Source organism: Wolbachia endosymbiont (group A) of Oxytorus armatus (assembly GCF_964027005.1).
In the GTDB taxonomy this organism is placed as follows: domain Bacteria; phylum Pseudomonadota; class Alphaproteobacteria; order Rickettsiales; family Anaplasmataceae; genus Wolbachia; species Wolbachia pipientis.
Genome location: NZ_OZ034719.1, coordinates 25,212 through 39,076, shown reverse-complemented (window position 1 = coordinate 39,076; position 13,865 = coordinate 25,212). Strand labels below are relative to the sequence as shown.

At 33.4% G+C, this 13,865-nt stretch carries 15 protein-coding genes, 2 other RNA genes and 2 pseudogenes; 7 read left to right on the top strand and 12 right to left on the bottom strand.

Features of this window, described 5'->3' with window-relative positions; genetic code table 11:
* Window positions 1–260 precede the first annotated feature (260 nt).
* Window positions 261–383, top strand: a pseudogene (locus AAGD79_RS00205) (IS630 transposase-related protein); the annotation flags it as partial.
* 71 nt (window positions 384–454) lie between these two features.
* Window positions 455–1,192 carry a tRNA pseudouridine(38-40) synthase TruA gene (gene truA, locus AAGD79_RS00200; protein WP_265043404.1) on the top strand — a complete coding sequence of 246 codons (738 nt, stop codon included), beginning with the start codon at window positions 455–457 and terminating at the stop codon, window positions 1,190–1,192.
* Window positions 1,193–1,271: 79 nt separating this feature from the next.
* Here the strand turns inward: truA and dnaN are convergent, their stop codons facing one another.
* From dnaN to ffs, 7 genes are all read right to left on the bottom strand, one after another.
* Window positions 1,272–2,429 (bottom strand): DNA polymerase III subunit beta, encoded by a 1,158-nt coding sequence (dnaN, locus tag AAGD79_RS00195; protein ID WP_341811387.1) that lies wholly within the window; start codon window positions 2,427–2,429, stop codon window positions 1,272–1,274.
* A 123-nt stretch (window positions 2,430–2,552) separates the two neighbouring features.
* Window positions 2,553–3,050 (bottom strand): invasion associated locus B family protein, encoded by a 498-nt coding sequence (locus AAGD79_RS00190; RefSeq protein WP_265043401.1) that lies wholly within the window; start codon window positions 3,048–3,050, stop codon window positions 2,553–2,555.
* Window positions 3,043–3,936: an RNA polymerase factor sigma-32 gene (locus AAGD79_RS00185; RefSeq protein ID WP_041582625.1), complete on the bottom strand. Its 894-nt coding sequence runs from the start codon at window positions 3,934–3,936 to the stop codon at window positions 3,043–3,045. Before AAGD79_RS00185 ends, AAGD79_RS00190 begins: the two co-directional genes overlap by 8 nt.
* Before the next feature lie 318 nt (window positions 3,937–4,254).
* Window positions 4,255–4,947 carry a P44/Msp2 family outer membrane protein gene (locus AAGD79_RS00180; protein ID WP_341811386.1) on the bottom strand — a complete coding sequence of 231 codons (693 nt, stop codon included), beginning with the start codon at window positions 4,945–4,947 and terminating at the stop codon, window positions 4,255–4,257.
* Between the two features lie 590 nt (window positions 4,948–5,537).
* Window positions 5,538–5,870: a YbaB/EbfC family nucleoid-associated protein gene (locus AAGD79_RS00175; protein ID WP_010963017.1), complete on the bottom strand. Its 333-nt coding sequence runs from the start codon at window positions 5,868–5,870 to the stop codon at window positions 5,538–5,540.
* Between the two features lie 3 nt (window positions 5,871–5,873).
* The gene (gene dnaX, locus AAGD79_RS00170) at window positions 5,874–7,475 is read right to left on the bottom strand and encodes a DNA polymerase III subunit gamma/tau (protein ID WP_012673353.1); all 1,602 of its coding nucleotides are present in this window, start codon (window positions 7,473–7,475) and stop codon (window positions 5,874–5,876) included.
* Between the two features lie 21 nt (window positions 7,476–7,496).
* Window positions 7,497–7,586: signal recognition particle sRNA small type (gene ffs, locus AAGD79_RS00165), an RNA gene on the bottom strand.
* Between the two features lie 236 nt (window positions 7,587–7,822).
* Between ffs and AAGD79_RS06935 the strand changes: the two are divergent.
* Both AAGD79_RS06935 and AAGD79_RS00155 read left to right on the top strand, forming a co-directional pair.
* A pseudogene (locus AAGD79_RS06935) lies at window positions 7,823–7,939 on the top strand (WPE palindromic element domain-containing protein); the annotation flags it as partial.
* A 107-nt stretch (window positions 7,940–8,046) separates the two neighbouring features.
* The gene (locus AAGD79_RS00155) at window positions 8,047–8,700 is read left to right on the top strand and encodes a glutathione S-transferase family protein (protein WP_065094500.1); all 654 of its coding nucleotides are present in this window, start codon (window positions 8,047–8,049) and stop codon (window positions 8,698–8,700) included.
* Window position 8,701: 1 nt separating this feature from the next.
* Here AAGD79_RS00155 and AAGD79_RS00150 read toward each other — a convergent pair whose 3' ends face one another.
* Window positions 8,702–9,349 carry an O-methyltransferase gene (locus AAGD79_RS00150; RefSeq protein WP_010081993.1) on the bottom strand — a complete coding sequence of 216 codons (648 nt, stop codon included), beginning with the start codon at window positions 9,347–9,349 and terminating at the stop codon, window positions 8,702–8,704.
* A gap of 250 nt (window positions 9,350–9,599) precedes the next feature.
* Here AAGD79_RS00150 and AAGD79_RS00145 point away from each other — a divergent pair, with 250 nt between their 5' ends.
* Window positions 9,600–9,878 (top strand): DUF2671 domain-containing protein, encoded by a 279-nt coding sequence (locus AAGD79_RS00145; protein WP_264705206.1) that lies wholly within the window; start codon window positions 9,600–9,602, stop codon window positions 9,876–9,878.
* A gap of 29 nt (window positions 9,879–9,907) precedes the next feature.
* Here the strand turns inward: AAGD79_RS00145 and AAGD79_RS00140 are convergent, their stop codons facing one another.
* The 3 genes from AAGD79_RS00140 to ssrS all read right to left on the bottom strand — a co-directional run bounded on the left by AAGD79_RS00140 (window position 9,908) and on the right by ssrS (window position 11,308).
* Entirely contained in the window at window positions 9,908–10,612 is a 705-nt protein-coding gene (locus AAGD79_RS00140; RefSeq protein WP_038199341.1) for a DsbA family protein, read from the bottom strand.
* 54 nt (window positions 10,613–10,666) lie between these two features.
* A complete protein-coding gene (locus AAGD79_RS00135; RefSeq protein ID WP_341811385.1) occupies window positions 10,667–11,146 on the bottom strand; it encodes a type II toxin-antitoxin system RatA family toxin in 480 nt (159 codons plus the stop codon).
* Between the two features lies 1 nt (window position 11,147).
* Window positions 11,148–11,308, bottom strand: a non-coding RNA gene (gene ssrS, locus AAGD79_RS00130) — 6S RNA.
* Window positions 11,309–11,424: 116 nt separating this feature from the next.
* Between ssrS and AAGD79_RS00125 the strand changes: the two genes are divergently transcribed.
* Window positions 11,425–12,015: an ABC transporter substrate-binding protein gene (locus AAGD79_RS00125; protein WP_341811384.1), complete on the top strand. Its 591-nt coding sequence runs from the start codon at window positions 11,425–11,427 to the stop codon at window positions 12,013–12,015.
* Window positions 12,012–13,301 carry a bifunctional folylpolyglutamate synthase/dihydrofolate synthase gene (locus AAGD79_RS00120; protein ID WP_265043392.1) on the top strand — a complete coding sequence of 430 codons (1,290 nt, stop codon included), beginning with the start codon at window positions 12,012–12,014 and terminating at the stop codon, window positions 13,299–13,301. The genes AAGD79_RS00125 and AAGD79_RS00120 overlap by 4 nt, the downstream gene beginning before the upstream one ends.
* On the opposite strand, the gene AAGD79_RS00115 is transcribed toward AAGD79_RS00120, so the two are convergent.
* Window positions 13,269–13,781 (bottom strand): hypothetical protein, encoded by a 513-nt coding sequence (locus tag AAGD79_RS00115; protein WP_246484378.1) that lies wholly within the window; start codon window positions 13,779–13,781, stop codon window positions 13,269–13,271. The two genes, AAGD79_RS00120 and AAGD79_RS00115, sit on opposite strands and share 33 nt — an antisense overlap.
* Window positions 13,782–13,865 lie beyond the last annotated feature (84 nt).

The following is a 13,865-nucleotide window of genomic DNA, read 5'->3' as shown; positions in this document are numbered from 1 at the left end:
TGGTTGTCATCCAAGTAGCTAACACTGGTTCCTTTATGACGGTGTCATCCGAGTAGCTGACACTGGGATGGCTTTGTCGCATCGTACCTTATACGGTAATAATTTACGATAAATTCATGTAGCCATTTCGAATTTAGCCATACCAATGTCAGTAAATTTATTAAGCAAATAGCACTTAATGAGCAGTTCTTTTTCACGATTTATAGCTCTTTTCATAGAAGTCCGGATGTGATAAGGATAGATAATGATAAGGAGGTTGAATGCCAGCAGCATATAGTTATGATTTAAGAAAAAAAGCAATGGAGGCGCTAGACGAAGGAGAAAGCAGAGAAGCAGTGGCAGCAAGATTTAAGATTGGACGAACTACTTTATGGGAGTGGCAGCACTGTAGGCTTGACCATAAATTATGTTAAGATAGAAAATGACTATTTTAGATAGAGCTTGATGTAATGCAGTGCGATACAAAATAACGGTAGAATATAATGGTAGTAGTTTCTCTGGTTGGCAAAAACAGCAACACTCTGCTAACTCAATCCAGGAGAAGATAGAAAATGCTATATTTAATTTTAGTGGTGAGAAAGTTACTTTGTACTGTGGTGGCAGAACTGATGCAGGGGTTCATGCTTTAGGACAAGTTGCTCATTTTGATATCGAAAAGGAATTTGAGCTTTATAGAATAAGAAACGCAATAAATTATCATTTAAAATCAATTCCTATAGTTGTGCTTAATGCGGAAGTTGTAGATGATGCGTTTCACGCACGGTTTTCAGCAAAAAAAAGATATTACGAATACAGAATAGTTAATCGCTATGCTCCTGCCGCTCTGGAGACGGGTTATGTATGGCAAGTGTTTAGCCCACTTGATGTAAATATTATGCGTGAAGCTGCTAAACATCTACTTGGAAAACATGACCTTTCAAGTTTCCGTTCAAAAGATTGTCACGCCGCAAATCCGATAAGAACAATTGATGATATCGATATAATACAAAACGGGAATCATATACACATCAAAATATCTGCTATTTCCTTTTTACATAACCAAGTGAGAATTATTGTGGGTACTTTAGTTGAATTTGGAAAAAATAGAACCAATCCGCAAGAAATGCTAAATATATTAAACCAATGCAAAAGAAATGCCGCTGGAGTTACTGCACCACCTTTTGGCTTATATTTGGTAAAGATAGATTACTAATTTAATAAAAGCTAGTGAAATAAGTGCCATACCGCCGCGGTATCTCCAGATTCCGCTAACAAGCAGCGAGATGACGAGTTTAAGTTCTCATTGGCATCACTACATATAATACACTTGAATCATCTTCATCAGTGATAATTGTAGCACTATTACCATCGGCCAAGCTAAACTTACATTTATTTTTTATGCAGGATAGAACATCAAGTAAATAACGCGAGTTGAACCCTATTTCTATAGGGGCTTCATTGTAGTCCACTTCTATGGATTCAGTTGCATCACTGCACTCTTGGGAGTTTGAATGCAGAGTTAGCAGCTTTTCTTGTAGTGAGAATTTAATAGATTTTACTTTATCAGATACAACAACGGAAACTCGATCTATAACATCTGAAAGTTTTTTACTTTCAATAATCATATGCTTATCTTGAGATGCTGGAATAACTGCTTTATAATTTGGAAAAGTTCCATCTATTAATTTTGATATTAGAATATATTCACCGCATGTAAACTTGATTTTTCTGTCTGAGAGTTTTACTTTAATTTCATTACAATCGTCCAATATTTTTAACAGCTCCATAACAGTTTTACGTGGAATGATCACACCAAATTCGCCATTGATGTTCCCAGGCTTTGGCCTCTTGATACATGATAAACGATGGCCATCAGTTGCAACGCAGTACAGAAATTGCTCATCTGTATGTAGATATATTCCATTTAAATTATATCTTGTATCATCTAGTGATACAGCAAATTTTGTTTTAGTTAATAAGTCTATCAGGTCCGTATTTAGTAGAGTAAAATCATGTTTATAATTGTCTTCTTCAAGAGCAGGAAAGCTGCTTGAAACTACATTCGGTAAAGAAAAGTTTGCATTTCCGCAAGACATCAATAATTTTCCTTGGTTGTTTACTTCAAAATTGACATCCAAATCAGCGGGTAACTTCTTCACTATGTCATGTAAAGTATGCGCTGAAATTTTTACTTCTCCTTCTGTTAATACGGTTGCAGCAAGTGAGGCAAACATTGAAATGTCAAGATCAGTTGCCATTAATTTTATGCTGCCGTGTTGTGCTTTGATATTTATACACGCCAAAACATCTATTGCATTACGCCTTTCAACCACTCCACTTACTCTGGATAATGTATTTAAAAGACTTGTGCGGCTCACGCTAAAACGCATCTGCTCGCACACAGAATTTTGCTTTTTGATTTCTGTATCTACACCTGCAACCTCTGACATTGCTAACTCTCAAAAATATATTTTAAATGATATCCACATCCCATATAAAGTAAAGTGCTATTTATATTTCCATTGAAAGAGTAGTCTAGTTTATACTATAGCTGGGTATTCTGTTACAATAGTTTACTTTGTATGGCATAAATCATGCATTTTTTGATACGCTTTTTGAAAACCAAGTAGGGAATAAGTATCATCAATGGTTACTGTTTTTGCTTTTCCATTCACTACCATTGATAATCCCTGCTTCATTTTTAGAATGAGATCTTGATCTATTTTTGTATGCTCTGCCCACGCAAAACTTCCCTGTATTATAGGCAATGTATATTTAATTTTTTTATCGATATTGAGAGCTACAGGCTCCTTGTCATACTGAAAACCAGAGGTAACGCTTACCTCATCTGCTTTTTTATCAACATAACTAACCATTACATACGGCTTGCGATTGGTTGTATAATATTCGCTTTTTTTTTTAGGATAGGATACAATATAACATACTTTCTCTCCATCTTCCAATGCAGTATACACGAGCCAATCTTTATATTTTTCCTTCAGTTGCACATCACTAACTGATGCAAAAGCGTCTATCGAAAAAAATATTAGAAATATAAAAAAACTACGCATGCAAACAAAATTTCAAACTTTCAGATTGTATATATTGTTTTACCTTAGCCATCGCCTGCTCAGCCAACTGCCTTATTCTTTCTCTTGAAACACAATATTTTTTACTAAGTTCATCCAGAGTTTGAATGTTTTCAGACAAATATCTACTGATAAAAATGTCTCTTGCCCTTTCGTTGAGGCTCGCTAGTGCATTGTTTAAAATTGCTTCTTTTAATTCTTTTTCTTCATGATTCTGATAGGTTACTTCTTGACTAACCAAGTTACATGGGATCATATCTTGTAGCTCCCTTTTAGAGTCATCACCTATTTTTATGCAATCGTTTAGCGACTGATCCTTACAAGCCATACGGTAATTCATCTGCAGAACGTCTCCTTCGGATACAGAAAGCTCATTAGATATTGCTTTTATTTCTTCATTATTTAAGGTTTCCCTGTTTGTATACTGTAAAATTCTTTTTTTTATTTTACGTAAACTAAAAAACAATCTTCTTTGTGCTTGCGTTGTGCCTATTTTCACAAACGACCAAGATTTCAATATAAAGTCTTTTATTGAAGCTTCAATCCACCACACCGCATAAGTTGAAAAACGAAACCCTAAATCAGGATTAAACTTTTTCACTGCATGCATTAAACCCATATTTCCTTCCATGACCAGGTCCATCAACAATAGTCCATAATTTTTGAATTTCATTGCAATTTTCACTACCAAATTCAAATGGCTGGTAATCAATTTATGAGCAGAAGAAACATCCTTATATTGGTTCCAATTTTTTGCTAATCGTACCTCTTCCTCTTGAGACAGCATAGGAAATTTTTGCACCCTAGCAATATATTGCATGAGATTGGTTCTGCTATCGACACATAAGTTTGCCATTGAGGTCAACATAACAACTTAAATTAAAACTTCATGCATATAATATATTGATTTTCCAGCAAAAATTCAAGCTTTGATTTGAAAAAAGTACAAATTTTCCATCTAATTTCTTGGAGACAGTAGGCCGCAGTGTTAGCTAATTGGATAACATTATGTAACTTTAGATGATATTCTACCAGTACAATGGTAAACGTTATAGCTTAAACACATAGCAAATAGTGTTATTCCAGTGCCTTGACACTGGAATCCACATTTCTTTTTTCTAGATCCCAGTGTCATGCTACTTGAATGACAAGAAAAAACCCACTGGGATAACAAGACTGAGATAGACTAAAAATTAAACGCTACTCCAGCTTCTGCACCAACAGTGCTGTAAAGAACTTTATGTCCTCCTTTGTCTTTACCTGCCGCACCAGCAGTTTTATCGAAATTAGCACCATAAGAACCAAAATAACGAGCTCCAGCATAAAGTTTGATTTCTGGAGTTACGTCGTAGCTAACCCCAGCTTTTGCTTGATAAGCAAAACCAAATTTATTTTTTTGCTCATTTAAAGCGTCTTTCAAAGGAGTGCTAATATACGCTGCACCAACACCAACACCAACGTATGGAGTGATAGGCATATCTTCAATTGCTATATCGTAATACACGTTAACTAGCCCTGAAATTGCTGTTAAACTGTCTGCAATAGTATCTGGCGTAAATTTTGCATCTGTAACATCATTTTTGTTTAGGTATGAATAAACTCCTTCAACATCAACCCTGATGTCGTCCATTTTGTAACCAAACGCACCACCACCAGCTATAAAAGATGCTTTTAATGGATTATGAATGTCTGTGGCCTTTTTATATTCAATACCTTCAATTTTTGTGAAAAGAGGTAAAATTTCACCGTTGTATTGCAAACGAACGTAGTAGCTAGTTTCTTCATCACTTATTGGACCAACAGGATCTGAAAAAGCAGAGTTTGATAAACTTAGCAACGTTGCTAAAGCGGCTGCTGAAAAAAACTTTTTATAATGCATAATTGTCCTCGTAAAAAAAATTAAAATTCCACTTTAGCAGTCTAAGTAACAACTAAAGTTAAGTCAAGTGCTAACTTAATAACACAAAATATTCTACATTTTAACTAATTTTTAGGAGAAGACAAAGATTTTATTAATGAATAAATACGACTTTTGATTTTTTGGTATAGCTAACACAGGTAAGATTTACTATCGAAAGACCTCGTCATCTCGCTGCTTGTTAGCGGATGAGAAATCCACAACTGTACGAACATTGCAATTTGGGCCTACCAGGAGGGCAATGCCTCTTATCCAAGTACCATCTTCTTGTCATCCCAGTCTGGGATCCAGGAATTTTATTAAGTTGGTAAGCATAAAAGTAGCCGTTTTATGTTAAAACACAATGTTCTTGATGAGATTACGGCAAGGCTGGATTCCAGACTGGAATGACATCGTTTACTATGTGCCATATTGCAATGTTTGTACAGTTGTGGAATGAATCACGGTATGACGTAGGGCTATGCTAGTATAGGTACATTATATGAAGAAGTACTAGCGTTGGGAATATTAGAAAAAAAATACTTACACTAAAAGAAACTTCAGTAGTAAATTCAAAAAGGAAGTTTAAACCCAGATGGTAAACCCATCATACCTGCAAGATCAGAAGTTGCATTCGCCATATCTTCTTCTGCTTTTTTAACGGCATCATTAAACGCTGCTGTTACTAAATCCTCTACTATATCTTTTTCCTCATTTCTCATAAGTTCTAAGTCTATGTTCACCTTTTTAGCTTTATAGCTACCTATTTTTATGACTTCCACTAATACAGAAACTTTGCCACCACCAGAAATACCTTGAAACTCTTTTCCAACATATTTTTCTTGAGCTTCTGCAAGCTTTTTTTGCATCTCTTGCGCTTGTTTCATTATTTGACTAAAATCCACAACTTACTCCTTATTTTCTATATTAACTACTTTTGCACCTTTAAACGTGTCAAGGATATCCTTAACTGCAGGTGCATAATTTAAATTACTCACTTCCCTGTTTATATAACCTGTATCAACTGCAATAACCCACTCTTGCTGAGTCACCTGGTTTAAGTAATTTTTTAAATCATTGCAAAAATTACTATCCAACTTAGATACAGCTTTTAATTTTAAATATCCAGGTTTACAATCTATTAATTGTAGATTATTACACAGTTGTTTGTAAAGATAAATTTGGTTACTTCGCCTTAATAGTTGCAAAATCTTATCAAAATCGTAATTTTGTTGTTTATTTTCCACATGGATCCCAGTGTCACGCACTGGGATGACAGAGTGGGGTTGTTGTTTACTTTCCACATATTTTTTTGGATCCGAGTAGTCAGCTACTTGGATGACAGAGGGGGAAGGTGCAACAGGTCTGCCCTGTCTATTTCCTTGCTCTACATTCTGCGAAAGAACTTTTTTGATCACCTGTTCCGGAGAAGGCAGATCAGAAAGATAACAGAGGCTAATTAACATCATTTCAGCAGCAACATCGTTGCATGTTGAAGTTTTTATATCTTGAATACCTTTAAGCAACATCTTCCACAATCTCGAAAAAAATATTAAAGATCTCTTTATACTTAAATCTTTTATCCTATTCTTTTCATGCTCTGTAACTGCATTATCAATCTCTTTTGTAATCAAAAAACGGCATACTAACTGAATTGTTTGCAATAGACCTTCAAAAATACTAAGTGGGTTTGCTGTTTTTACCGCCTTGTCAAACACTGATAGAGCTTTCTGTAAATCACCTTCTAATATTGCCCCTAATAGATCGAATATAATATCTTTATCCACTAGGCCAAGTATGTCTGTCACATTTTTAGTGGATATTGCACCATCTTTGCTATATAGCACTGCTTGATTCATCAAAAACAAGGCGTTACGCATTGAATTTCCAGAGTGTCGTGCAATTAATTCTAATGCTCCCTTTTCAATGGAATAACTCTCTTTTTGTGCAACATCATTTAAACGTTCCACTATTTTAGCTACAGGAATGTTGTGTAAATCAAATCTTTGACAACGTGCAATAATAGTTATTGGTATCTTTTTTATTTCCGTAGTTGCTAAAATGAACTTTACACTAGATGGTGGCTCTTCTAGGGTTTTAAGTAATGCGTTAAATGCACTGCTAGATAGCATGTGTACTTCATCTATAATGTAGACTTTGAATTTAGAGCTTATAGGTGAATAGCAAATATCTCCCAGGATTACTTTAATATCGTCAATGCTAGTGTGACTTGCTGCATCGATTTCAATTACATCTGGATGGCTTGAATTTTTTATTGCTAGACAATTTTCACATGATCCGCAAGGTTCAAAAATTGGCCCCAGGGAACAATTCAAACATAAAGCTATTATCCTTGCAGTGGTGGTTTTACCAACTCCACTACTACCAGAGAGCAGTATAGATTGTGGGATTTTGTTTAAAATAAAAGCATTTTCTAATACACGCACTAATATATCTTGACCTACTAGATCTTTGAAGCTACTAGGACGATGTTTTAATGCTATATTCATAGCCTCGGATAAAACAAATAATGAAATAGGTATGCAACCCAAAAAGGTTCTGATATGGCTGCTTCATTTCTGATCTGACCAAATTACAGAGTTTTTGCCTGCATACCTTATAAAATATTATACTTTTTTTTTTATTTAGCAAGGTATATCCTATATTAGCTCTATAATTTGATATGTTAAATTTTTTACAGTGCTATTTTGAAGTAAACAAAAAGTTAGTTGTCATGCAAGTCACTACAAGATTGTCACTCCAATGTTTATTTATGTCATTTCAGCGCTTATTTATGTCATCCCAGTGCCTAGGCATACAGCTGTATGAATGTTGTGATATAAGAGCAATTTTTACCGAAAAGGATGTCATCCCAGTGCTTGACTACTTGGATCCAGAAAACTTAACTGTAAATGAGCGCACTAGGCAATTGTATAACAAGAACTGGATTCCAGTGTCAGCTACTTGCATGACACTACCTGCTACGCAAACTTCTGTGGACTACAAAGAAAGTTCGTACAGTTGTAGGTCAAGCCATAGAGTAACAAAAAAAGGATATTGGTATAACAAAAGAGGAACATTATGATTTTATATCATTTTCCTCTTTGTCCATTTTCACGAAAAGTTAGAGCTTTTCTAAAAGAAAAAAAATTAGGCTGTGATCTAGTGTATGAAAATCCGTGGGAAAAGCGGAATGAATTTATGGAGATCAATCCAACCGGGCAAGTACCAGTGTTAATAGATAATAACTTTGTAATAGCGGATAGTAATGCCATTTGTGAATATATAGAAGAGACTTACAATAGCGACGTCAAATTACTTGGTTCATCCACTATTATTAAGTCTAAAATACGCGCTCTAATCAATTGGTTCGATAACAAATTTTACAATGAAGTTACTAAGTATATTATGAATGAAAAAGTAATTACTAACCGCAGCCCTGACTCTAGATTTCTTCATGCAGCTCAGCATAACCTGCCTTGCCATATGGAATACATCGAACACTTAATTAACAAGAACGTTTGGCTTGCAACTGATAAGTTCACTTTAGCTGATATTACTTTAGCATCGCATATTTCCGTAATGGATTATGTAAGTAGTTTTCCATGGGAAAAAAGTAAAATTTTAAAAGAATGGTACTCCATTGTTAAATCAAAGCCTTGTTTTCGTGAGATATTATTAGAGAGGATTTCTGGTTTAATCCCTCCTAAACATTATGCTGACCTTGATTTTTAACTTATGTTAGCTTTAAAGCTACAGTCATTCCTTCATCAGTTGGAATCAATATAGAGAAATATTTTTTTTCATCTGATAATCTATTATTAAACTCCCTCATGGCATGCCATGATTTTTCTGATACTTCTTTTGGAGGCGATTCTAAAAATACTGTGTTAAACAGTAGAGTGTTATCTGCAACGATTAGCCCATCTTGTTTAATGTATGACTCTGCCCAATCTAAATACTTAGGATAACTACTTTTGTCAGCATCAATAAATATCATGTCAAATGGTGCTTTTGCTGATAATTCATTAATTTTTTCCAGTGCATCGCCTTCTATTAGAGTAATTTTATCACTTAGATTAAAAGCACTAAAATTTTTTTTTGCTATTCTTGAGTGTTGAGGATTATTTTCTATTGTATATATATGACCGTCTTTTAGTAGAGCTTTTGCCATGCAAATCGACGAGTAACCGTATAACGTGCCAATCTCAACAATACTTTTGATTTTTTGGATTTTTATAAATAAACTTAATAGCTTTCCTTCTTCAGGGCCAATTTGAATATGTTGCTTTTTTTCAAGAATACAATATTCTTCTATTTTTTTATATTCTTTTGCAAATAGATTTCTTATGTATGACAATTTTATACTAAAATTATTACGCATATATTATAAATTAGGGAGACTTAATTCATACACAATTTATAAATATAATAATATAGTTTAAAATAATAAAAACATTTATTTTAAGTTATTATTTCATAGTATAAAATTTTAAGTGACAAAAATTATTATATATCGTACTATAGTTAACTAGTATAATAAACAGTTGATTATTATGCTAGAATTCAAGGGATTGTTTATGCGCATTTCTCTTTTTAAAATATAATTTTTATAATCAATTAGAGGGGGTTATATGTCTTATACTATTGCTGGTAAAGTTGAAACGTTAAACAAAAAATCTAACAAGAATGAAGGGGTTATGTTACTACATAATCCAGCTTATCGTGAAAAGTATAAAGAACGTTTTGATGAAGCTCAGAGAAAAGTTATGGATATGGTTCAGTTTTATGATGGGACAATAGTATTAATAGAGAATAAAATCGCTATGTATTACTACACTTGGCACAGTAAAAAAAGAGAGTTTGAGCGTAAAAAACAACAAACAGTAGTGAAAAACAATGACTCAGCATAGAGTCTTTTATATGGTAAGCTACAGTGGTATTACTTCACTATAGCTTTTCCATATAATTTATCTATCACATTAGTGAAATATTTCAGCTCTTTATACCCTCCATGTTTAACTTTATTATGCTCTATATATGATTTATCATCGTTAAGCTTGATGAAAAATATTGGAGTGGCTGTGATACCAAGTTTATTAATTGCCAGTGATTTATCATTTACGATTTTATCCATTATTTTCTTATCATTAATGCATTGGTTAAATGCATCTTGCTTTAAGTTGCTTAGTGCAGCAATTCTTTGTAGTAAAGTCAAATCACTTAAATTGTAGTAATTCCACGAATCTATTGAGTTAAAAACAGCTTTGTTAAAATTAAAGTAGTCTTCTTGTTTTTCGTAGCAATGACTTAGCATTGCAGCCTTTAGCCCTCTGTAATCCAAAGGAAAATGACGAAATATATATAACATCTTACCTGTGTCTATATATTTCTCTTTAATTTTAGGAAAAACATTCCTATGAAAAAGAGAGCAGTGATAACAAGTTAATGAAGCATATTCTATCATTAGAATTGGTGCTTTTGGATCTCCTAATAATTTATCATTAGGTAATGGCGATAATAGCTCATTTGATGTTATTTCATTGGGTTTTTTTTGAATGTATTGGTTATCGGATAAATCTTGCTTAACAACTGCATAAGAATTAACACTTATGAAAATTAATAAAAACAATAGTCTAAAAATCATTACAATATAAACACTTAACTTACTAAAAAAAATTATACATTTATATTAATAATGTCAAGATAACTTTTGTTTAGCAAGGCTTTCAGCCCTATCTTTAAATGCAGCAATTATTTTACTTTGTGTATACTTATATACTGAGTTTAATAAAGTGGAAAATGAGTTGGACTTAAACTTAAACTCTATATAAAACTTTACCATAGTTTTATTTTCATCTATGGGAATGAATTGCCATTCATTGTATAGATGTTTAAATATTCCATTTGATGATACAGCTTTTATCCAACCTTCATTTGTTCCACTTGGAGAAAGAGAAGTAACTTCTGATGTATATCTACCTTTAATTCCATGAAAAGCTGCGAGGAGATCCACAACCATTTGGTTGTTAATTTTTTCTTTTATATAAACGGCTTTGCACCAAGGAACAAAATCAGGATACCTTTCAACATCAATTACAATTTGGAATACTTCATTAGGCAAACATAGGAAAACACTCTGTTCTTTGTATTGATGAAGCATAAATGTTAAACCAATCAAAATAGGATCCGTATCTACCGTCAGCCTTAGTAGATTCCTGAGACTAAAGTTAAGGTGGGCATCGCGTATCAATTTCAACGAAATTAACAGAGGCAATTCCCTTGACTAGAAATTATCGCTCGGGAAATTTAACTTAACTCATAACGCATAGAACAGACCCTTAATTAATTGTAGATGATTTATACAAGGTGTGTCTATAGATATATTAAAGCTAGCGATTATTATTTAATCTTTATTAAACTTTGCATTCTAAGTATCATAGCTAATAAATATATCTTATGAACATTACTAAAGTTTTAACTATCATTGTTTTTATTGTAATTTCTTCAAGTGCTTACACTAATTGTACAGATCACAAAATTTTTGTGCATACTATGAAGCAACAAGTGGATGGTATATCTACAAAGGAGAATAAAAAAAACCGGGAATGTGTGCAAAAAAAGCTTCAGGAGGTCATTCAAAACAATGTTAACCTCAAAGGAATATCGCAATTCGTCATAGGAAAACATTGGGCTTTAGTTAAACAAAAAGAAAAAGAAGATTGTTTAAGAGAGTATGAAGTGTATCTTACGCGTTTGTGCGTTAAAATTTTATATAAATACATGCATGATAGTGAAATGATCATAATGAGTACAAAAGCAGTTGACGATGAAACTTGCTTAATTGGTACAAGATTTTCTTACGGTGATGAAGAATTTACAAATATTGATTTTAAAGTTACTAAAAATAACAGTTCTTTCTTGATAAGTGATGTTGTAATGAGTGGAATAAGTATTGCTATTAATCAACGTTATCAATTTAGTGAAAAAATCGACACGCATGGCATAGCAAGCGTTATAGCTGAATTAAAATGCAATAACAATCCATGATATATATGCCTCATTGGCCTAAGCCACTTGGTAGCAGGCCGAATGATTTTTCTCTTGATCGCATAAAAGGCTTTCTTAGCAAACTAGATAACCCCGAGAAAAAAGTGCCTCCCGTAATTCATATAGCTGGAACTAATGGGAAAGGCTCAACACTAGCATTTATAAGATATATAATGCAAGCAGCAGGGTATAAGGTACACGCATACACTTCTCCACATTTAGTGAGTTTTAATGAGAGGATAGTGATAGCCGGCAGCTATATCGACGATAATGAATTATATAGCTTATTAGAAGAATGTCGTGCAGTAATTGCAGAACAACCTATCACTCTGTTTGAAGCTGCAACTATTGCAGCTTTTTTAGCTTTTTCTCGTCATAAAGCCGATATAACTTTAGTTGAAGTGGGTATGGGTGGAAGGCTTGATGCAACAAATGTTATAGATAATCCGATTTTAACAATAATTACTTCCATTGCACTTGATCATACGGAATATCTTGGCCCTACTGTAGAAATTATAGCAGGTGAAAAGGCTGGAATAATGAAACCTAATGTTCCTTGCGTAATAGCACCGCAAGAAAAATCTATAGTGAACACGCTAGAACACCACGCAATAAATAAGAAATCTCCCTTGTATAGAGGAGGTCTTGAATGGAATTGCAAAAAAAAGAACAACAAAATGGTTTTTCAATCAGCTATTCAATCAATAGAATTTCCTTTGCCATCTTTAAAGGGTGATCATCAGGTGATTAATGCAGGCAATGCTATTGCAGCATGTAGTATTTTAAGTGGAAAGTATGAATTTGATATTGGAGAAGAGGATATCACTTCAGGTTTACAGTGCACTTATTGGCCTGCACGGCTAGAGTCTATAAAAGAAGGTAATTTAATTTTCCTACTACCGAAAGATTGGCAATTATTTTTAGATGGTGCACACAATAATGATGCTGCTAGAGTACTATCTCAGTGGGTAAAAGATAATTTTGCTGAAGGTATTTATATGGTTTTTGGTGTTACTAGTAACAGAAATGTGGAAGAGTTCTTAGAGCACTTAAAGCCATATATCAAGCTACTATGTGCGGTTTGTGTTAAGTCTGAACCTAAAGCAACAAATACAAATTTGATTAGGGAAAAAGCCAATAACATAGGAATAAAAGCAGTTGAATGTGAATCAATTGGCGATGCAATATCAAATCACATATTAAAAGCCTCTACCCAAAACGTCAAAACCATACTAATCTGTGGCTCATTGTTCCTAGCTAGAGACTTCGCTATGGAGAATAGCTAACTTTGATGATATTAACTGACCGATGGGGAAATAACTTTGATTGCTCATAGTACTGCTTGGCTTTTCGTTATCGACTTCTATAAACTGATCATCACCTTTAAATTGCTCCTCAATTGAATTTATAGCTGTCTTTTTGAGAATATAATTACTTGCAGCATTTAAAATAGGTGAAGTAACAATTAAAAGCGTGAATGGTAATGAAAGTAATAAGCCGGATAACATCATAGAGTTAGTTATACCAAAGCCGTTGGCAACTAAATCTAATCCCACACCGAAAAACATTAAAGATGTACAGATTGTGTTGCTCAAAATAACTGAATTTTTTAGCCACTTTAATTTAGTCCTATCACTCTTTGAAAAATTTTCGCATTCTTGGTCAAAGTTAAACAATAATAAAATATTAGTCTGATGATTAAACTCTTTCCCATTTCTAGTATAAATGCTCTTAACAGCTAGACTCAAAATAGATCCTGCTAACAAGGGAGCAAGAAAACCTACTGCTATTGGTACATTAGAAGAAATACCATTAATTATTAAAAATGCAATTGATGTGAAGGATACTAA

What these genes read in the sequence shown, in the direction of transcription:
- dnaN (WP_341811387.1), bottom strand. Translation starts at nt 2,429, where the DNA reads ATGTCAGAGGTTGCAGGTGTAGATACAGAAATCAAAAAGCAAAATTCT.
- AAGD79_RS00120 (WP_265043392.1), top strand. Translation starts at nt 12,012, where the DNA reads ATGATATATATGCCTCATTGGCCTAAGCCACTTGGTAGCAGGCCGAAT.
- AAGD79_RS00180 (WP_341811386.1), bottom strand. Translation starts at nt 4,947, where the DNA reads ATGCATTATAAAAAGTTTTTTTCAGCAGCCGCTTTAGCAACGTTGCTA.
- AAGD79_RS00125 (WP_341811384.1), top strand. Translation starts at nt 11,425, where the DNA reads ATGAACATTACTAAAGTTTTAACTATCATTGTTTTTATTGTAATTTCT.
- AAGD79_RS00185 (WP_041582625.1), bottom strand. Translation starts at nt 3,936, where the DNA reads ATGTTGACCTCAATGGCAAACTTATGTGTCGATAGCAGAACCAATCTC.
- AAGD79_RS00190 (WP_265043401.1), bottom strand. Translation starts at nt 3,050, where the DNA reads ATGCGTAGTTTTTTTATATTTCTAATATTTTTTTCGATAGACGCTTTT.
- AAGD79_RS00150 (WP_010081993.1), bottom strand. Translation starts at nt 9,349, where the DNA reads ATGCGTAATAATTTTAGTATAAAATTGTCATACATAAGAAATCTATTT.
- AAGD79_RS00140 (WP_038199341.1), bottom strand. Translation starts at nt 10,612, where the DNA reads ATGATTTTTAGACTATTGTTTTTATTAATTTTCATAAGTGTTAATTCT.
- dnaX (WP_012673353.1), bottom strand. Translation starts at nt 7,475, where the DNA reads ATGAATATAGCATTAAAACATCGTCCTAGTAGCTTCAAAGATCTAGTA.
- AAGD79_RS00155 (WP_065094500.1), top strand. Translation starts at nt 8,047, where the DNA reads ATGATTTTATATCATTTTCCTCTTTGTCCATTTTCACGAAAAGTTAGA.
- AAGD79_RS00145 (WP_264705206.1), top strand. Translation starts at nt 9,600, where the DNA reads ATGTCTTATACTATTGCTGGTAAAGTTGAAACGTTAAACAAAAAATCT.